General features: G+C 53.7%; 16 protein-coding genes and 1 riboswitch. Of the genes, 9 read left to right on the plus strand and 7 right to left on the minus strand.

What is annotated here, in order from left to right; genetic code table 11:
- Nucleotides 1–119 precede the first annotated feature (119 nt).
- Complete coding sequence (locus tag Q31b_RS24180) at nt 120–797, minus strand: hypothetical protein (protein WP_146602233.1); 678 nt, start codon at nt 795–797, stop codon at nt 120–122.
- A gap of 336 nt (nt 798–1,133) precedes the next feature.
- Here Q31b_RS24180 and Q31b_RS24185 point away from each other — a divergent pair, with 336 nt between their 5' ends.
- Nucleotides 1,134–1,691 (plus strand): EF-hand domain-containing protein, encoded by a 558-nt coding sequence (locus Q31b_RS24185; protein WP_146602234.1) that lies wholly within the window; start codon nt 1,134–1,136, stop codon nt 1,689–1,691.
- Nucleotides 1,692–1,858: 167 nt separating this feature from the next.
- Nucleotides 1,859–4,156 (plus strand): serine/threonine protein kinase, encoded by a 2,298-nt coding sequence (locus Q31b_RS24190; RefSeq protein WP_146602235.1) that lies wholly within the window; start codon nt 1,859–1,861, stop codon nt 4,154–4,156.
- 67 nt (nt 4,157–4,223) lie between these two features.
- On the opposite strand, the gene Q31b_RS24195 is transcribed toward Q31b_RS24190, so the two are convergent.
- Nucleotides 4,224–5,207 (minus strand): dihydrodipicolinate synthase family protein, encoded by a 984-nt coding sequence (locus Q31b_RS24195; protein ID WP_146602236.1) that lies wholly within the window; start codon nt 5,205–5,207, stop codon nt 4,224–4,226.
- Nucleotides 5,208–5,383: 176 nt separating this feature from the next.
- Between Q31b_RS24195 and Q31b_RS24200 the strand changes: the two genes are divergently transcribed.
- A complete protein-coding gene (locus Q31b_RS24200; RefSeq protein WP_197172241.1) occupies nt 5,384–6,748 on the plus strand; it encodes a DUF3748 domain-containing protein in 1,365 nt (454 codons plus the stop codon).
- A gap of 220 nt (nt 6,749–6,968) precedes the next feature.
- Nucleotides 6,969–8,294 (plus strand): 3-keto-disaccharide hydrolase, encoded by a 1,326-nt coding sequence (locus tag Q31b_RS24205; protein ID WP_146602237.1) that lies wholly within the window; start codon nt 6,969–6,971, stop codon nt 8,292–8,294.
- Nucleotides 8,295–8,352: 58 nt separating this feature from the next.
- Here the strand turns inward: Q31b_RS24205 and Q31b_RS24210 are convergent, their stop codons facing one another.
- Nucleotides 8,353–9,927: a mechanosensitive ion channel family protein gene (locus tag Q31b_RS24210; protein WP_146602238.1), complete on the minus strand. Its 1,575-nt coding sequence runs from the start codon at nt 9,925–9,927 to the stop codon at nt 8,353–8,355.
- Nucleotides 9,928–10,308: 381 nt separating this feature from the next.
- Nucleotides 10,309–10,369, plus strand: a riboswitch (guanidine-III (ykkC-III) riboswitch).
- A gap of 28 nt (nt 10,370–10,397) precedes the next feature.
- On the opposite strand from Q31b_RS24210, the gene Q31b_RS24215 reads away from it, so the two are divergent.
- Both Q31b_RS24215 and Q31b_RS24220 read left to right on the plus strand, forming a co-directional pair.
- Nucleotides 10,398–10,721: a DMT family transporter gene (locus Q31b_RS24215; protein ID WP_146602239.1), complete on the plus strand. Its 324-nt coding sequence runs from the start codon at nt 10,398–10,400 to the stop codon at nt 10,719–10,721.
- Nucleotides 10,722–10,768: 47 nt separating this feature from the next.
- Nucleotides 10,769–11,206, plus strand: a complete 438-nt coding sequence (locus tag Q31b_RS24220; RefSeq protein ID WP_197172245.1) for a DoxX family protein — start codon at nt 10,769–10,771, stop codon at nt 11,204–11,206.
- Between the two features lie 86 nt (nt 11,207–11,292).
- On the opposite strand, the gene Q31b_RS24225 is transcribed toward Q31b_RS24220, so the two are convergent.
- From Q31b_RS24225 to Q31b_RS24240, 4 genes are all read right to left on the minus strand, one after another.
- Complete coding sequence (locus Q31b_RS24225) at nt 11,293–14,700, minus strand: efflux RND transporter permease subunit (RefSeq protein WP_146602240.1); 3,408 nt, start codon at nt 14,698–14,700, stop codon at nt 11,293–11,295.
- Nucleotides 14,701–14,715: 15 nt separating this feature from the next.
- On the minus strand, nt 14,716–16,005 hold the full coding sequence (locus Q31b_RS24230; RefSeq protein WP_231617819.1) for an efflux RND transporter periplasmic adaptor subunit: 1,290 nt from the start codon (nt 16,003–16,005) through the stop codon (nt 14,716–14,718).
- Nucleotides 16,006–16,590: 585 nt separating this feature from the next.
- Nucleotides 16,591–17,292, minus strand: coding sequence for an O-methyltransferase (locus Q31b_RS24235; RefSeq protein WP_146602242.1), 702 nt, complete (start codon nt 17,290–17,292; stop codon nt 16,591–16,593).
- Between the two features lie 192 nt (nt 17,293–17,484).
- Complete coding sequence (locus Q31b_RS24240; protein WP_146602243.1) at nt 17,485–18,258, minus strand: C-GCAxxG-C-C family (seleno)protein; 774 nt, start codon at nt 18,256–18,258, stop codon at nt 17,485–17,487.
- A 107-nt stretch (nt 18,259–18,365) separates the two neighbouring features.
- Between Q31b_RS24240 and Q31b_RS24245 the strand changes: the two genes are divergently transcribed.
- The 3 genes from Q31b_RS24245 (at nt 18,366) to Q31b_RS24255 (ending at nt 19,878) form a co-directional block, all read left to right on the plus strand.
- Nucleotides 18,366–18,911: an ABC transporter permease gene (locus Q31b_RS24245; RefSeq protein ID WP_146602244.1), complete on the plus strand. Its 546-nt coding sequence runs from the start codon at nt 18,366–18,368 to the stop codon at nt 18,909–18,911.
- 3 nt (nt 18,912–18,914) lie between these two features.
- Nucleotides 18,915–19,163, plus strand: coding sequence for an ATP-binding cassette domain-containing protein (locus Q31b_RS24250; RefSeq protein WP_146602245.1), 249 nt, complete (start codon nt 18,915–18,917; stop codon nt 19,161–19,163).
- 334 nt (nt 19,164–19,497) lie between these two features.
- On the plus strand, nt 19,498–19,878 hold the full coding sequence (locus Q31b_RS24255) for an ArsR/SmtB family transcription factor (RefSeq protein WP_146602246.1): 381 nt from the start codon (nt 19,498–19,500) through the stop codon (nt 19,876–19,878).
- The last annotated feature ends 205 nt before the right edge of the window (nt 19,879–20,083 follow it).

Genomic DNA, 20,083 nt, shown 5'->3' on the forward strand with positions numbered 1-20,083 from the left:
CCCACGCCGTGCGAGGAAAGCTCGGCTGAGGAGCAACTGACTTAGGGACAACGGGCACTTGCGTTTGCTATGTCGGGCACGCGGCCCGATGGGCTCGCGGATGAACAGGAAAGGAAGGGTTACACCAGACGGTCTAGGAACGATCCCGTAGCACCGAGTTGCTCACCGAGTGATTGTTCGAACTCACTAAAGCTAACGCCATTCTCCTCGAACAGGCTGGTCAAGGCGGAGCGAAGTTTGTCTTGGGAGACTTCGCTGCCTGCATCCGCCGTTAACTCTTGGATGGTTTCGAGCATTTGGCTGATCAGCTCATCGGTTGAGGACTCTTCCAAACCACTGGAGAGCAGAGCGGATTCCACAGCGCTGGTATCGCTTTCGTCTTCTCTGCGTGGTGGCGGTGGTCCATTTGGGCGTCCCCCGCCTGATGGTCCGCCGGGACCTGCCGGCCCATCCACACCTGACACGCCGCCCGCGACCGACACACCGCTCGAGTTCGCGGCACTGCCCGCTTGAATCGCTTCCTCGACTTCTCCCGAATCGATGCCGTTGGCTTCGAGCACATCATTGACCGCCGTCTTCAGCGCTGGGCGGCTTGCCATCCCCGAGGAAGACTCGGATTTGAGTGCTGAGATCGCTTCGTCCACTTGCTCAAGTACATTGGCCGCTGTCGAATCATCGACGCCAATCGACTTGAGTGCCGATGCAAGATGCTCTTCGTTTTTTGGTGGACCTTGAGGACGTGAAGAGAACGCCGAAGCTTGGCTGGAAGAGGATGCGATCGAGTTGGAAATGTTCATTTTAGTACTTTGCTAATTGTTGTGTTGGCCGAAACACTTGACGCTTTTCCGCTACCGGAAAACGGAGTCGTGGCTGACTACTTTTCGGGTCCTGTTGCCCAAACTCTTGCACATAAAACATAGGAAAACGAGGGATTTCCGATAGTTTCTTGGCTTTTCAACTATTTGCGGAAATAGCCTGTAAAGCTTGGCCCCTTCCATCCTCGGGTGACGCATTAACACCGTGGCGGAACGTATCAAGACTTTCGGCAAGCTGAAAAAACAAACGTTTTGACGACTTTCGTTGGATCGAAAACCACTGGTTGCCAATCTTATCTCTCTCTTAGGAACCGAGCCATGAATCGCGTCTTTCAATTCTCCATCTTCGCTAGCATTGCACTGAGCACGAGTCTATTGTTTGCCCAGCCGCCGGGACGCGGTGGAGCCTCTGGGATGGGGCGTGGGGGACCGCCGCTGGAAATGATCATTCAATTGTTTACGCAAGCGGATTCAGACCACAACGGTAGCGTGACCAAGGCGGAACTGATGGCGGTTCTGCAAAACCAAGGTCAAGGCAATCAATTGGGTCGCGGTGGTCCGCCTCTGCAAAATAACAACTTCGGACAAGCCAACCAGCAAGCTGCCAATCAACCACGGCCCGAGGGGGCACCGGAAGGTCCGCCGCCAACACCCGGTCAAGTCTTGCCGGAACGCCTGACGCAGTCGCTCAACCTGAGTGTCCGGCAAGAGCGTCAACTTGCCGCCCTGCAAGCCGACGTTGACAAACGGCTCGCCGCAATCCTGACGGACGAGCAAGAAGAACAGCTTCAAAACTTTCAGCCATCGCATGGCCCCGACCATGCCGAAGGCGGTGATGCCGACGTCGAAAATGGTAGGCCTCAACGCCCTGAGTGAAGCGCCTTTCCCGTTGTCGATCGCTGTGGATGACTTGCGTGACATCTGTCATCGCGACCGCCGCGGCGAAGACACCTTAAGATGATTTCAGACTCTTGCTATAATCGTTCTGTAGAATGGAAAGAACGTATGCATCCATTTTTAATCGTACAGGTCGAGACAACTTGATGCCGAATCCGACGGAACGAGCGATCTTTCTACAAGCCATCGACGAGGAAAACCTCGACGATCGTTTGGCCTATCTCGATTCCGCTTGTGGTGACGATGCAACGCTCCGTGCGTCGGTCGAGGCTTTGTTAGCAGCTCATGAACGACCGGCCGTGCTGTTGGATCATCCTATCGGCAGCGATCGGACTCGATTCTCAATTCCCAGCGAGCTTGCTGAGCAGCCGCTCGAGCACATCGGGATGCAGATCGGTCCTTACAAGTTGATGGAACAGATCGGTGAGGGAGGTTTTGGTCTTGTCTTTGTTGCTGAGCAAGAGCAACCGGTTCGGCGACGAGTCGCATTAAAGATTGTCAAGCCTGGTGCGGCATCCAAAGAGATCATTGCTCGTTTCGAGGGCGAACGCCAAGCCGTTGCGATGATGAACCATCCCAACATTGCGCAGGTGTTCGATGCCGGAGTGACAACGGACCATCGACCGTACTTCGTGATGGAACTGGTGCGGGGGCTTCCGATCACGGAATTCTGCGACAAAAAACAAATGAATGTCCGCGAACGTTTGAAGCTAATGATCGACGTTTGCTCGGCCGTCCACCATGCGCATCAAAAAGGTGTCATCCATCGCGACATTAAGCCATCCAACGTGATGGTCACGCTACACGACAGCAAACCGGTTGCGAAAGTGATCGACTTCGGCGTCGCCAAGGCAATTGGACAAAGGCTGACCGACAAAACGGTCTACACTCGTTTTCACTCGATGATCGGCACACCGCTTTACATGAGCCCCGAACAGGCGGAGATGAGTGGGCTAGACGTCGACACGCGGAGCGATATTTATTCGCTCGGTGTACTGTTGTACGAATTACTCGCTGGCACAACGCCTTTTGACCGAGGACGGATGGACTCGGCAGGCCTGGATGAAATGCGCCGGATCATTCGTGAAGAAGAACCACCACGGCCAAGCACACGACTTTCGACGCAAGACAAGGCGCTGTCCACGATCGCGGATCGGCGTCGGGTCGATTTGCATCGCTTGGCATCCACCTTGCGTGGCGATCTCGATTGGATCGTCATGAAGTCGCTCGAAAAAGACCGCTCGCGGCGATACGACTCCGCAGCATCGTTAGCGGATGACGTTCGCCATTACCTGAGTGGAGAACCGATCGTCGCGCGACCGCCAAGCGCTGTCTACCAATTTCAAAAATTTGCACGCCGTCATCGTGTCGCCATCATTACGGCTGTTCTGGTTGGTTGTACGATGATCGCAGGGACGGCGGCGAGTTTGTGGCAAATGTCCAAGGCAATCAAGGCCCAACAGGAACTTGAGACATTCGCGGCGAATTTGACGCAGGCGAGTGTTTTGGTCGCTAGCGGCCAGACACACGCCGACGCGGGTCGGTGGAGCGAAGCAGCGCGAGACTACGACGACGCCATTTCGATCCAACCGACCTTCTTCCTGCCACGCGTTCAACGGGCCCACCTTTATGCTCGGATTTACCTCTGGCCGGAAGCCGCGAAAGACTACTTGATTGCCTTGGATACCGGGGCTTCGACATCTCATCCTCAGTGGTGGGGAGTGCCTGCTCTGTTTCTTTATACCGGACACAATGAGGGATTCGCACGACTGACGGAACAGTATCGGCACGACATACTCCAGAATACCGACGAACCCAAGTGGTCGATGCTGCGTGGATTGGTTGTCAGCGATCAAGCCGATCCGTCGAAGCACGGGCAAGCCCTCGCTGAATTGGCGCAAAGTTGGCTGGAAATGCCTCCGCCGGGGCCGCCACCCGGCTTTGATGATCCGCTTGGCTTTGATGATCCAATGAGCCAGTACGAAGGTCCGCCCCCGGGCCCACCGGGTGACGGGCGACCACGCGAAATCCTGCCACCGTTGATGTGTCAATACATTACTGCGTTGGCAGAGCTGCGCGTCAATCATTTCGATTTAGCGATCAATTTGCTCCTCGATGCAGAGGCCGCCCCGCATTGGCCCGACCGATACCTGGTACATGCACCATTAGCATTGGCCTATCACTACAACGGCAAGAGTGAACTGGCCAAACGGTCGCTTGATCTCTCAAGTGAATCGATCCGTGATGTGCTAAGCGAACTTCAAGAGCATCCACAGGAAAGCGGATCGACACAGTGGAACGACGTTGTCGAATCGCTGCTAATTCACGACGAAGCATCGAGGGCCATTCTTGGCACCCCCTCTTCATTGGGGGCAAACGTCTATCAAGTTCGAAATGCGTCGCTGGATGAAATCATGCGGCCGAATACCCTACAATCCGAATAGGTACCGTCCAAGCGGGGACAGCCAACGTGCGTGATGTTCGAAAGGACCGCGAATTCAGTAACCTTCCTCATTCGCGGAGCGTTCCTTTTTCGTGAATGTCGCACAGATCCGATAGGCTTTGCGATCGAGATTCGGTTTCGGTTAGCACGTTCATACTTCGCAAAATCTTCGCGACGCTTTCGCGTTGAGGATCTAGGAATCGATGAAACGGATCTGCAGGCAGGTCGCTACAAATACCAAGTAGTGACAATGCGGACTTGGTCGCCTTGATGTGACGCGATGCGTATTTCCCGATGTCATATATCTTTTGGAAGACAAGGATCTGAGCTTGCTTCTCTGCAACGGTCTGGTCGTCGCCACTGCATAGTGCTCGATGGCACTCGACGAACAGTTGGGGCAACACGTTGGCACCGCCGCAAACGCCGCCGTCACCGCCAAGCCGATGAGCTTCGACCAATTTAGCTTCGGGACCGATCAGGATTGACCAATCGGGACGCTTCAGCTTCAACTTGCAGAGCTGAGCAAAGTAGCCAAGGTCACCACTACTGTCTTTTACGCCGACAATCGATTCGATACGTGACAGTTTGCCGAGCGTGTCGATCTCAAACCAGACTTTTGTCAGATCAGGCATGTTGTAGAGCATCAACGGCAGCGGAATCCGTGGAGCGATCTCCTGAACATAGGCGGTCAGCTCGGTCTGTCCGGCAGGGAAATAGTAGGGTGTCGTCAGAACGGCGGCCGATGCACCGCAATCCGCTGCGTCTTTCGCTAGTTCGACCGATTCGACAAACGCGGTGTCCGTCACTCCGACTAGCACTGGTACACGGCCGTTCACGATTCCCAAGGTTTTCCGAATCATCTCACGCCGTAGTCGGTAACTCAGACTCGGTGCCTCGCCAGTGGTTCCGAGAATGAAGATTCCAGCCACGCCGGCATCGATGACACGATCAAGAAGTCTTTCCAATCCTTCTAGGTCGAGTTCATCTCGCTGCGCAAGCGGCGTGATCAATGGCGGCACGATGCCTCGCAGTTGGCGTCGATCTTGGTTCATGTGTAAACTGTCTCGGGTTGGTTTCGCGTGGAGGATGTCGCACCCAAATAATTCGCGTCTATCCACCGCGTCTATCTACTCCGAACGGTGCGAGCGTCGTATCCGATGTTTACCTTACATGGACGCACCATGGAATTCCAGGTGTGATAAAAATGAATATCGATGAGGTGGCTTGATTGAATTCGTCTGTCGAGCGACAACTGACGCACGCCCCCTATGGACATCTATTGACAAACGCCGGGACATGGTCGGCGGATGGGCAATGGATTGTGTACGATATTCGAAGCACTGCGGACGGCAGTGACTTTAACGGTACCCGCATTGAACGAGTCAACACGAAAAGCGGTAGAGTAGAGATTCTTTATCAATCGCAAGCGGATGCTTGTTGTGGTGTGGTTACCGCTTCACCTACCGACGATCGTATCGTCTTCATCCACGGTCCCGAGAATCCAACGTCCGATTGGACCTACAACGCTTGTCATCGCCGAGGGGTCATCGTCCGAATGGACGATCCGGAAACAGCAATCACTTTGGATGCCCGCGATCTGACGCCTCCGTTCACCGCCGGAGCGCTGCGTGGCGGATCCCATGTGCATACCTTTTCACCTGACGGCAAATGGATAGCCTTCACCTACGAGGACCATCTACTTTGGACATTGGGAGATTCTGGCACGCATGACGTGAACCAGCGTGGTATCGGCATTAGCGTGCCGGCAGGTCCAGTCGTTGTCGGGCGTGGGCATGCTCGCAACCACGACGGGTCGCATTTCACCGTCCTAGTCACACGTACCGCGAATCATCCGATACCAGGGTCCGATGAAATCAGCCGTGCTTTTGAGGACGGATGGGTGGGCCTCGACGGCTATCTTCGCCTCGATGGCAAACGCCAACATCGAGCGATCGCTTTTCAAGGACAAGTCGTTACGGCGGAGGGTGAGTCGGTCAGCGAAGCCTTTATCGTTGACCTGCCAGAGGATCTAACTCGTGAACAGGGTGCCCCCTTGGAAGGAACAGCTACCACTCGCCCGGCTCCGCCCGATGGCGTTGTACAAAGACGGCTAACCTTTACTTCGGACCGCAAGCATCCAGGCATTCAAGGAGTTCGGCATTGGTTGCGAAGTTCACCCGACGGCACTCAGATCGCTTTCTTAATGAAGGATGACCAGGGCATCGTCCAACTTTGGACCGTTTCACCAAACGGCGGTTCGCCAAAGCAACTCACCGATAACCCAAATGACATCGCTTCGGCATTCACTTGGAGCTGCGACGGCCAGTGGATCGCTCACGCCATGGATCAAGACGTGTGCGTTACCAATGCAAGTACCGGAGAAACCGTTCGGCTAACGCAGCAATCCAACGCGGGGCAAGCACCCAGCGTACCGTCACCAAAGGACTCCCGGGCTGGCAGCCTACGCCACCCGCCGCGTCCTGAAGCATTCGTGTTTTCACCCGATGGAAAACGGATTGCTTATGTCCGGCCGGTAACCGCGAACGGGCAAACCTGGAACCAAATCTTTGTTTGTGAGGTTAGTGATCAATGAACCTATGGCCTCAGATAACGATACCGTCGCGAAATAGCATCCATTGGGACGATAGCGGATGCAAAGCGGTGGCGCACAAAAAGAGTGGGTTGAAGCAATGTGAGTAGGAGACGGATTGCAGAAACCCGAATAGGATCGTTTTTCGTCATTGCAGCACCTTGTCAACGGAATGAATTCCGTTTTACGTCGGCTCATGGTTTTAAGAAAGAAAGATATTTTGATGAAATTGAACATGAAGCAAATGATCGGATTGGAACTCTTGATTCTCCTGCTTGCCATGTTACTTCAACCATCCGCATTCGCTGAGGACATGGTTGCCAAGAGTCCGTTTCGTTCGATTTTCCTCGGCAATGATCTGACCCATTGGCATGGCGAAGCGACGATGGACCCGCGAGTGCTCTCGGCGATGCCGGACGCGGAGCGGGCGATCAAGATGGATGAGTGGCAAAAGGATGCTGTCGCACATTGGACCGCGAAAGACGGTGAGTTAATCAACGATGGCCACGGCGTCTTTCTGACATCCGATGAAGTTTATGGTGACTTCGAATTGTTGATCCAGTACAAGACGATCCCTTCCGCCGATAGCGGGATCTATCTCAAGTCGAATCCTCAAGTGCAGATTTGGAACCACAAGGCCGAAAAACTCTCCGCTGGACAGGACAAGGGATCGGGTGGACTCTGGAATAACTCACCCGGTGCTGCGGGCAAAGATCCAAGTCAGATCGCTGATCGCCCCTTTGGCGAGTGGAACGAGTTTAGGATCCAGCAGGTTGGAGCGCGTACGAGCGTTTGGCTCAATGGCAAACACGTTGTCGATCACGCAACCATGGAAAACTACTGGGACCGAAAAATGCCATTGGTTCCCAAAGGCCCGATCCAACTGCAGACGCACGGTGGTGAGATTCGCTGGCGCGAGATTAAAATCCGCGAGATTGATAGCGAGGAAGCCAATCAGATACTGCGTTCCCATCGCAGCGAGGGTTTCCAATCGCTGTTCAATGGGAAGGATTTAAGCGATTGGGAGGGAGACGTTGAAAACTACGAGGTGGTCGGCGGCGCGATCCGCTGTAGACCTGGTACCGGTGGCGTCTTGCATACCGAGGAAGAATATGCTGACTTCATCGCCAGGGTCGAGTTCAAGTTGCCGCCCGCTGGGAATAATGGGTTGGCAATCCGCTATCCCGGATCAGGCGATCCAGCCTATACGGGGATGTGTGAATTGCAAGTTCTCGATACCGAGCATCCCAACTATGCGAAAATTGATCCTCGTCAAGCTCACGGTTCCGCCTATGGAATGATCCCAGCACATCGCGGGTATTTGCGTCCTACCGGGGAGTGGAATTTCCAAGAGGTGACGGTCCAGGGAACCAAGATCAAAGTCGAACTGAACGGCTCCGTGATTCTTGACGGTGATCTTGCCGATGTGACTGAGTTCATGGCAAACACACCCCACCCAGGCAAGGATCGCAAAAGTGGATTCTTTGGTTTTGCCGGCCACGGGGATGCCGTTGAATTCCGAAATGTGGAAATCAAGCGATTGCCGTAAAGCGGCTATCGCTGCTCGATCTTCCCGAGCATGACCGTGTTTTCGTTCCCGATTCGACTCAGGAATTGGCTGCGGTCGCAGACGCCGGGCCGGCACCGTAGTAGTGCACATCCTGTTGTGGGTATGGGAATGAAATCCCGGCTTCGTCAAACTTGCGTTTGATCGCTCGGGTGACTTCGGTTTTGACCTGCCACCAGTCACTGGTGTTGACCCACGGACGACAGACAATGTTGACCGAGGAGTCGGCCAGTTCATGGGTCACAACAACCGGTTCAGGATCACGAAGGACCAGCTTGTTGTTGGCCAAGACCTCTTTCATTAGGTTTTCGGCTTGTTCGAAGTCATCATCGTATCCGATGCCAAACTCCATATCGACGCGGCGAGTGGGGTTGGCGGTAATGTTGGTGATCACGTTGTTCCAAATTTCATTGTTAGGAACATGAATGGTTTGATTGTCGAATGTGCGAAAGGTGGTGGAGACCAGATTCATCTGTGCAATCGTTCCTGTAATGCCACCGGCGTTGACCACATTGCCGACATCAAATGGTCGATTGATCAGAATCATCAGCCCGCTAGCAAAATTACTGAGCGTGCCCTGCAAGGCCAAGCCGACCACCAATCCCGTGGCACCGATGGCCGCTAAGACTGGCGTGATATCGACTTCTAAAGCCGTCAGGGCGATTGCAAACCCGATCAACATGACGAGGTTCTTGATCGTGCTGGAGATCAAATTCTCCGCCAGCTGGCTGAGTTTCAGTTTCCGTTCGAGCAGCCAATTGACGATTCTCGCGATAATTTTCGCCAACAGGTAGGTAATGAGCAGAATGAAGGCGAAGCGTCCGAGATTCCAAGCCTGTCGCTGGCCCCCTTCCTTGGACGTCATCCAGCCGACAATCCCGGCCCAAGCGGAAGCGGCATCGGAGGTGTCAAGGTCGATGCCCGAAACCTCCTTTGCATAGGTGCGGTATTCTTCGACCTCGCCACCCTTGGCCTCGAGCGAATCGAGCACGACTTCCAACCGATCGCTGAGGGCGGTTTTCTGGTCTTGTAGTACGGGGACACTGGTGAGCATCTTGTCTTTGAGTTCGCTTGCCGAATCCGTGATTTCAGACGGTATGTCGGACTCATCGGCAGCAACTTGGTCAACCGTATCGGCATTCTCTGGATCCGAATCACCTTGGTCCTCGACGGCATCCTTGTCGACTCCAAGTTCTTCTTGGGCGGCAGTGGTGACAGCCTTCTCCTCGAGTGCGGCTGCCTCCGTTACCGTTTTCGTAATCACTTTGGCGACCTTCAGCGATTTCTTGGCGGCCTGATCATCGTCGGCCCCCAAGGCTTCATTGGCCTTCTTCACACCCATTTGGACCGAGGAGACCTCGCGAGCCTTCGCGCGCAATAGCTTGAACCAGGCATCCGACTCGACCTGTAATTCGGGCTTTGTCAGCGGCTTCACCATCACCTTTAATTGGTCGAGTGGGATTTCTGGATCGATCGTGGTGTGGGCTGTGTACTCGGAATTCTCCGGGGACGCGTCTTCTGCTGCCTGGGATGTAGGGCTTGATAATGCAAGGCAGGCCAGGATTGTTATTGTCGTCGTCCAGGGCCAGAGCGTGGTTGGGATGGCATTTTTCATATCGTCGTGTCCATTAACGGGCGTTATATGCTGGTTGATTAACGTGCCCCAACAGGCTAAATCAATTTTGGATCAGTCACAATTACCGACACGGAGCGGGGTGTGTAGGGGCGCCGATGGGAACAGAATATTTCCTTGAAGTTTCGAATCATCACCTACAACTTGAGGGGAAGAATCGTTGTCACCCGTCGTCGGACCGCTTTTCTTTGCCCATTGCCTTGCCACCGCTTGATTCTAGGCTTGGCAAAAGAGTGGCTTGGGCATCTTGCCCCAGAATAGGCTGCGGCTGGAAGCCACAGCCACGACAGATTCTTACTCTCATTCTCCGTTGTGACAAAGCACTAGCCTACTTGAGCGAGCTAGGCAACGCGCCTAGACTGAAAGGAGTATATGACGTTCCGGACGAGACGCGCCGTACCCGGTTAAGACAAGACGACGCTTTTTTTCTAACTTTCCTCGGGAGCGTTGTCATGAACGTTTGGTTCATTCTTTTGCTGGCCGGACTACTGGAAATCGCCTGGGCAATTGGCTTGAAATACAGTGATGCCTTCACCAGGTTTTGGCCAAGTGTTTGGACGGTGTTGGCCTACATTGCCAGTATCTTGTTGCTATCGCTCGCTGTTCGCCAGATCCCGATTGGGACCGCCTACCCGGTGTGGATGGGGATCGGAGCACTCGGAACAGCGGTCTTCGGAATTGTATTCTTAGGTGAATCGACATCGCTTTGGCGATTGTTGTTCTTAATGCTGCTAGTCATCTCGCTAGCCGGATTGAAATTATCGTCCGAGGTTTAGCATGGTTTTCTATCAGCCCCGGCACCCCCTCGAATCTCGAGAATCAAATGAATTTTATTAAGAAAGCAAGCCAAACGACTGCTCAACGATCGGTGATTCTGATTCGCTTCATGGTTGGATTCGTATTCTTATCGGAAGGTCTTCAGAAGTTTCTATTTCCTGACGCTCGGGGAGCTGGTCGATTTGAGAAGATTGGGCTGCCTGAGCCAGAATCTCTGAGTTATTTCGTTGGTAGCTTTGAGATCGTTTGTGGCATTGCCATTGTGCTTGGTTTGTTAACGCGTTTCGCAGTGCTGCCGACGATCACGATTATGCTCGTCGCGATTGCGACGACCAAGTTACCAATGCTTGCCGAAGAAGGTTTCTGGGAGGCCGCTCACGCGGCCAGGACCGATTTTTCGATGCTGCTCGGTTCGCTCTACCTGCTGATTGTGGGTGCTGGAAAATGGTCCGTCGATGCACAGTTGAAACCGAATTCAGAATAGTCGCTTGGGCGCTAGCCCCGTATTTTTCAGCGGTCGCGTGGCAAACGCCAAACCGGCAAATCCTAAAACCAAATCGAGTTGAAGGATTAGTGCTTGGTTAGCAATGCCTCTTCGGTCTTGACGGGTTGGTTTTCTGCAGAGCGATGATTCGGCAAAATGTCCATCAGCAAGCTGAACACCAACGGGATCACTAACAAGGTGAAGATGGTGGCAAACGCTAGACCACCGACGACGACGGATCCGAGGCCGCGATAGAGTTCGCTGCCGGAGCCAGGGGCGATCACCAACGGCAGCATCCCGAAAATACTGGTGAAAGTCGTCATGAAGATTGGGCGCATACGTGTTCGAACTGATTCGCAGATAGCGTCGCGAGCTGACATTGGTGCGATCTCACCCTCCGCAGCACTGTGGTGACCTCGCATGAAATTCAGCGCCTGATGCACAATCAAGATAGCATTGTTGACCACCACGCCGATCAAAATCACGAAGCCGAGCATCGTTAAGACGTCGAGTTGCTGTGTCGGGTCCTCGCGGTGTACCATCCACAATCCGACGAAGCCGCCGACGGTCGCAAGCGGCACTGTGAACATGATTACCAGTGGATAGAGGAAATTCTCGAAGAGCGCCGCCATCAAGAGGTAAGTGATAACCAACGCCAGGAAAAATCGACTTAATGCAACGCTGCCGAGCGACTCGCGATTCCAACCGTTCCAATGTCCCATCAGTGCTGCGCGAACATCCGTTAAACGATCGGCATTGCCTGACAACGAGACAAAAATATCGTTCCCCATCTTGCCTTCGGCTCGTGCCTGTTCCACGACATCGAGGATCGTCTCTTGAGCTTCTTCGAGAGCCACATGGTTGGGCGGCGTCACGGTCAAAGCGATCGCTCGTTGCTGCTCCACCCGCCGTATTTCTTGCGAGGCTTCGGTTGGTATGAAATCAGCGATCTGACCTAGCGGCACCATGACAACCGAGCCGTCGGATTCTCGTACCGAAACAGGCAAGTCCGCAATCTGCTCGGGGAAAATTTCCGATGCGGGATCACGGATCAATACCAAATCGATGTTATCGCCTTCGAAGTCAAAGTCACCGACGAACGACCCGTCAATCATCGACCGAGCTGACATCGCCAAGTCACTGACGTTGATGTTTAGTCGTTTTGCGACCTCCTGTTTAATCTGCAACTGCCGCTCGGGTCCCGCTTCGTCGAAATTCTCAGGCGACGTGCGGACGGAGAACTTCGAGAAAGCTTCTTGTAGCCGCTGTTCCAGGTAGGTGCAGGCAGCTTTTAAGCGGACCATGTCATTGCTACTGACTTCGATATCGACGGCGTTCGAGCTGCCCGCGCCCCGTCCGAATATCGAGGCTTGTGATGTCACTCCCTTGCTGGCGGGGATCACGTTAAACGCTTTGTTAAAGATAGCCGCAACCGGTTCAACGTTTGCCGGGTCATCGCTGATACCGATCATGAACACGCTTCCTCGCGCGACGACAAAGAAAAACTCCTTCAGCGCTGGGATATCGTGATACTCCGTTCCGGTTCGTTGATCAATCACCGGTCCATACTGAGACGCTTCTTCCGAGTTCTTTGCGTTCCAAAACGGTTTGAGTTCTTGTTCGATCCGCTGTCCAACATAGTAGTTCTCCATTACGGAATAACCCGCTGGAGTCGACATGCGACAGAACGTAAAGTTCTTGTTCCCATTCGGAAGGTAGCTGGCGGGAGGCATCAGTGCGATACTAAGTCCGATGGATCCTAGCGTCACGATTGCAATCAGCATCAGCCTTAGCCATGCACTAGAAAGACTGCGGAAGGTCAACAGATGGATCATCGAGGTCCACCTATTTCCAAACCAAGTGAAGATCTTGACCAGACCGAAGAGGCCAACAAACGACGCGGTGATCGAATCATGCCATGTAGGTGATTCTCTCCGAGAATTGTTGTGGTCCGCGTCGCCGAGACTAGTGGCGATGTGTTTCGGAGCACGCAGAAATAGAGCTGCGGCGGTCGGGATCACGGCGACCGAAACCACCAACGACAATGTGACGGCGGCACAGATCGCCAAGACGATATCGTAGAACAGTTGGCCTGCTTCGTCTTGAATCGTTAGCACCGGTGCGAAAACGGCGATCGTTGTTAGCGTCGATGCCAGAATGGCTCCCCAAACTTCTTTCGTTCCATTGTAGGCGGCTTGCCGAGGACTTGCTCCCAGTTGCAAATGCCGATCGATGTTTTCGAGGACCACGATGGCGTTGTCGACCACCATCCCGACGGCGAAGCTGAGTCCTGCCAATGAGATGACATTCAAGTTTCGATCCGCGAACCACATGACCACGAAGGTCCCAATGACAGAAATCGGGATCGATACAGCGACAATCATCGTCGATCGGATACTCCGCAAAAACAGCAGCAGTACAAGCACTGCTAGCCCACCGCCGATCCACAGGTTCTGTTCGACCAAGCCGATGGCGCTATAAATGTAGTGCGAATCGTCGAACGCCATCCGCAAACGCAATCCATACCGATCATTTTTGAAACTTCGCAGGACACCGCCTTCGGCGTTCATCTGTTCCACGACTCGGTTGACATTTTCGATGATGTCCAACACGTTACTGCCGGTCTTTCGTTTGACGAAGATCGTCAACGACGTTCGCCCTTTGCACTGGTCAAAGTGGATCGTTTTCTCCAGGGCAAGCTCCACGCGGGCGACATCCGATACACGCACCGGGCTGCCCAGTTCGTCATACTTGATGATCGTATCGCGAAGTGGCTCCAGCGAGTTGTATTGACCAAGTACACGAAAGCGAACATCTTGACGACTGTCAGCCAAGTCGCCGGCTGTCGCGTTGACATTGTCCAACCGCAGTGCAGCATTCAATTCCGAAATCGTGATGCTGCGACGTGCCAACGCTTCGGGATCAAATCGGATTTGAACTTGATGTTGTCGTCCCCCTTTAATTTCGATCTCCGCCACACCCTCGATCCGCTCGAGACTTGGGATGAGGAAGCGATCGGCATGATCGTAGAAGGTCGCGACCTCGAAATCGGGGTCTTCGGCTTGTAACAGCAGGTAGGCAATTGCGTTGTCACCGGCGGTATCGGCCAAATCGATGATTGGGCGATCGACATCCTCGGGGTACTCTGGAACTTCGTCGATCTTATTAGAGACTTCTTGAAGGATTCGGTCCGGCGAAGCACCGACGTTGAACTCAAGCGTGATTCGTGCGCTACCGAGGCTGGCGAGTGACGTCATCTTCCACAAGCCTTGAACCGACTTCAGCTTTTCCTCTTGTTCAAGGATGATCGACTTCTCAATCTCCTCAGGACTACGACCATCCCAGTTGGTCCTAACCGTGATCACGGGCCGATCAACATCGGGGGTCAACTGCACGGGGATGCGTGAGAGTGCGATGACGCCGAACAAGAGAACCAAGATCACACCAACGGTGGTCTTGACCGGATTCTCAATACAAAATTTGATTGGGTCCATGATCGGTAGGTTTCGCTATTTGTCGACGATTTGTTGGCCAGTACGGTACGTTCCTGGCACGGGACTCAACGGGGAACGATCTTCATCAACTCGAACGATTGCGCCGGGGGTTAATCGCTCTAGCCCCTCCGTGACCACTTGGACTCCTGGTACAACCCGCTCAACATCCGTTTCGCGTTGGCAAGCGATAGCGTAGGACTCGCGGGTTTGCGACAAGACTCGGACCGGCACCGGCTGCGCCAACCACACGGGCTGCGGTTCTCCATGCGGTCCGTTTTTATCTTGTGGCTGCAGTATCCAAAGGGTCGCCTCATCTGGTTTGATCAACACCGCATCGCGGGGCACGATTAGCTCGGTCGATTCACGCATCACCGGTACGAACACACTGACTCCCATTCCTGGCAACAGTTTTCCGTCTTGATCATCGAGTGCGATGCGAACAGGAAAGGTGCGGCTGCCTAGCGAGCCTTTTGCATTGATCGAGAAAACCTTCCCTTCAAGTTCCATCCCCAAGCTATCGACAATCAGAGTGACCGAATCGCCAACGCTTAGCAGTGGCAGCGATTCTTCGGGGACCATAATCCGAGCATCGATTCGCCCCGATGAAACGATCTCAACAATCTGGCTGCCGACCGAGACGTATTCCCCTAGTTCGGAATGTTTGGCGACAACGCTACCGTCGAACGGTGCGATTAACTCGAGACGCATATTGCGTTCTTGGGCTTCTTTGAGCAACACCTGCAGCTGCGACAAGGACGCTTCGAGCTCTTCGATTAGCGAACGTTTCTGTTCCACTTCGCTGGAAGAAACCGCATTTTGACGGAACATATCTTCGAAGCGGCGGAGTTCACCTTTTTCGAAGGCTTGGGTGGCCTTTTTTTCGGCAATCTGTGATTCAATCTTGGCCTCGTCTAATTTTGTCCAAGTGTCATCGATACGCGCCAGCACTGTTTTGCCGCCGACAACCTTTGTCCCTTCATCCACCGGCAAGGCAACCACTTTCCCAGCCACCTCGGTCGCAATCGTTGCGGTGCGCAACGCGACCAGGTCACCGATCAAAGTCCGCACAGGCATGATCGATGCTCGTTGGATCTCACCGACTCGAACCAATTGGGCCTGCGGACTACGTGGTGGTCCCTTACCAGCAGGGGAGCTGGCTGAAACCTCGCCACCTGCCGAGTTAACTTTTTTGACTGCGAGATAGCCAACGAGTCCACCGAGCAGAAAGGTCGTCATGGCAACGGACAAAACAGAAACAGAGAACCGTTGAGAGAGATGCTTTTGACGTTGGTTTTGGCGAAGCATGAGCATCGGAGGTGGGTGAGGGGTGGGCAGGGTACAGCTTTATGCCGACTGGGCGTAAGGTGACGAAGCCGCAGGGTAGGTGGCCTAAGCTTCTAGCCTGGGGATCATCAAAACCTGTGGCCAAGCTTCTAGCCCGGGGCCATCAAAACCTTGTGGCCTAGGCTTCTAGCCTAGGGACCATCAAAACCTGTGGCCTAGGCTTCTAGCCTGGGGACCAACAAAACCTGTGGCCAAGCTTCTAGCCTGGGGACCATCAAAACCTGTGGCCTAGCCTTCTAGCCTAGGGACCAACAAAACCTTGTGGCCTAGGCTTCTAGCCTGGGACCATCAAAACCTGTGGCCAAGCTTCTAGCCAGGGACCATCAAAACCTTGTGGCCTAGGCTTCTAGCCTGGGAACCAACAAAACCTTGTGGCCTAGGCTTCTAGCCTGGTGACCAACAAAACCCAGGCTGAAAGCCTGGGCCACGTAAACGCCTACCGTTTCTAAAATGGTAGTTTTCCGGACTTGGTTCAATGCGGCCTCCCCTGCTATGGATCGGCTCACCCGCCATCATAGTCATGCGATCGCAGAAAAGACAGTCCTTCTATTTTTTCTTTAACGTGATTGACATACCGCCGCGGACCACGGTATCCAAATTCGGGTCGGTGGTGATCGCCTCCATGAACGGCGGATGAGCCATCCGAGGATTGATATTATGAGCCAATATCAATCCACCCGGTCGTAACATTGGCATCAACGTATTCAAGTAATCGATGTAGCCTTCCTTGTCCGCGTCCAAGAACACCATGTCGACGGTACCGGTGAAGTCCTTCAGTTTCTCGTGCGCGTCCCCTTCGACGACGGTGATCACGTCCGACAATCCCGCTCGCTTGAAGTTTTCACGCGCCTTCGCTGCACGGTCCGAATCAATCTCGTAGGTCGTCAGGTGTCCGCCTGTCTCTTTCAATCCCAAGCCGAGCCATATTCCTGAGATGCCGGTGGACGTTCCCAGTTCGACGACGTTCTTTGCGCCCATCGATTGGGCCATGATCCGCAGCAACCGCCCGTCATTTTCCGGTACGTTGCGAAATGCTTGATTTGCCTGGATATCGCCGAGGACTTTCAAAGCCGTCTGCTCAAATTCATCCAATGGCACGGGAGGTTTCTCAAGTTCGATGTCTCCAGTTGATCGGTCACCGCTCGGGGCGCGTCCGGTCCCCCTTTGTTGGGCGTGAACCATCGCTGTCATGGAGAGAAAGACGACAGCGGCAAATAAACAGGAGGCAAATTGGATGGATGTCTTCATTGGTCTCGCGATTCCTAAAAAAAGGGTGAGAGTCTACTGCGTCCGTTGAGGCGGGCGAACACACCCGCCGCTGGAAGTTATGGGGGTTCCGTAGACCGTTATGGGACCTCATTATAGCAAAGGACGCAAGCTAGCGGTCAAGTTAGTGAGTCTCGTTTCGCCGATCTCATGGGAATCGACATCGTCGACGCACTAGGGATGACCGCCTTCAAACGGATGGCAGCTTCCGCAGCTCATTTTTACCATGGTCTTGCCCATACCCTCTTTACCGTGGCATTTGATACATGATTGAACCTGCGGCGTTAACTCGCCCAATATCGGGACTCCATCAAGGTCGCGATTGAGCAATTGGACAACTTTGTTTGCTCCATCGGCAGCAAGTCGTCGGCAGCGTTCCTTCTTTTCCATGCTGAACGCTTCCCTTCCGCTGGCCTCAAACCATCGGTTTGTCGAAATGTGGCACAAGATGGAACCCGCAACACTGGACGGCGCGTCGTCTGCCCATCGCGGATTTTCTGGTTCGTATTTTGGCAGCGGTGTTGACTCGTACCAGACCACCAGTTCAGCAATCATGGCTTCTCGCTGTTCCTTTGGCTTCTCATGGTGAAACATTCCAATCACCGCTGATCCACCATTGATTACACCGCATAGCGAACCACATCCTCCCATACCGCCATCGCCATATCGCATCATCTCGATCGGGAAGGATCGGAAGGGTTCATCAACCTTATCCGCCAATGCTCCAAGGACTCCTCCGACAACGCTGTACATACACCCGCCATCTGGGTAAATGCGATACGCGCGATCGGCTACATCGTCTGGATTGAGTTTTTTGTAGTTCCAAAGCGAAGCTGCTGAGGATTGTGTTGTCGCGGCGCCGAAACCGGCATCGCTGCGGCCCGCGAACATGGAGCCGCCGATCATTCCGAATGACATGAAAGCTTTGCGTCGATTGATCTGTATCATCGCGGATGATTCCTATGCAAATGTGAAGTGTATGTCGAAGACATTCGAGAGTGAAAAATAGATACCGAGAACGATAAGCACCCATCCTGTTGCACACGGTTCAAGAGATGTCCAACCAAGAGGCGGTCGTCAGTTGCATCGAGATTGTCGGATGTTGCAAGGAGATCGCTACGGGGTTGGTTGAAAATGTGAACAAGTTGTTGCCTGATGCAAAGGTTGTCACGGTAACTCAGGTCGTTGCGACTCAAGCAAAAGTGAACGGGATGATGGAGAAGTTGTCGTTGATCTTCGTTCTGATCATCGTCTTTGTTGGCGGAGCGGGGATCGCAAACGACATGCTGGCAAATGTTCATGAGCGTCGCCGCGAGATTGGCACCCTGATGTCGCTGGGGGCTGAGTCAACGTTGATCCTGCGAGTCTTTTTGCTCAAGGCCCTGCTGCTGGGGATGGCTGGCGGAGTGGGTGGATTCGTGATTGGAACGGTGTTGGCCATCACCTTGGGCCCCCGACTTGCCGGGGTTCCTGTTTTTCCGATGCCGGTGCTGGCTTTATCGGCAGTTGGCATTTCCGTCGGTATCACTTTGGCTGCTAGTTTTTTTCCCGCTCGGCGCGCCGCCAAGCTCGACCCGGTCACGTCATTTCAGGAGATTTGAATCATGTTGTGTATGGAAAATGTGACGAAGACTTATCAACTGCGTCGCCAGACGGTCGTCGCATTGGACAATGCGACCTTGAATATTCCCGAGGGGGATTTTGTTTCCTTGATCGGGCCAAGCGGCAGTGGCAAGAGTACTTTGTTGGTGATGCTCGGCGGCATGCTCTCGCCAACCTCGGGAAAAGTCAACTTAAAGGGCGAGTCGATGTGTGACTTGACTCCGAATGGCCGGGCACGGCTTCGTCGATGAGTTTAATCAAGAAGGAAAGACGATTGTGATGGTCACTCATGATCCCGGTACTGCGGAGCGTGCAAAACGTATTTTGAAAATACGAGATGGCACGGTGGTCGATGACCGTGCCTCGGTTCGGACGTTCGACGCCGCGTAGATGGCCGGCATTGCTTTGGTATCGGCGGCATCCTGCCGCCGGAGATGGCATGTTCCATTTGCACCCCCAAGCAAGAAACGAGAATCGATCGACCTTGAACAATGGGCCGACTTGCTGGTAGGCTATCGAAGTGCCACGAATTTAGCCAAAGCGTCAAGACGCAATGGGTCAAGCTCTCATCGATAAAATGGCAAAATGCCAAAAGACGACATCGCCACCGACATCAATGTCATGTTTCGAGCATTCGCGGATACGACTCGGCTTCGTATCCTGCATCTCCTTGTCCAAGGGGAAACCTGCGTGGGGAATCTCGTGGAGGTGCTTCAACTTCCGCAATCCGCTGTTTCGAGGCACTTGGCCTATTTGCGAAAGGCCAATTTGGTTGATGTGCGGAAGGCAGGGCTTTGGGCTTATTACTCTTTAACCCCCGCTAAATCATCTTTTCAAAGCAAACTGTATGAGTGCTTGAATGAGTGCTTCTGCGAGGTGCCGGAGTTAGAGGCAGACGCCCAGCGAGCCCGAAATCTGAAAAAGTCTGGGGGATGCTGCCCTGAATGGAAAGTTGATGAGCCCTAGGTCGGGTTCCCGCTCCATTTTCGGATTTGATGGTCATGGGCAATGTGCTCTAACGTTTTGCATGCTCGGCGGAAGCGTCGTTAGGCGGTGCGATTCACGACATCCTTGAATCCGACAGGGATCCGACAATCGGAGCGTCCACCGAATTTTGGCGTTCATTCAATTTTCGGTGATTGACAGCCTCCAACGATTCCGGTATCGTCTA

It is taken from the genome of Novipirellula aureliae, assembly GCF_007860185.1.
In the GTDB taxonomy this organism is placed as follows: domain Bacteria; phylum Planctomycetota; class Planctomycetia; order Pirellulales; family Pirellulaceae; genus Novipirellula_A; species Novipirellula_A aureliae.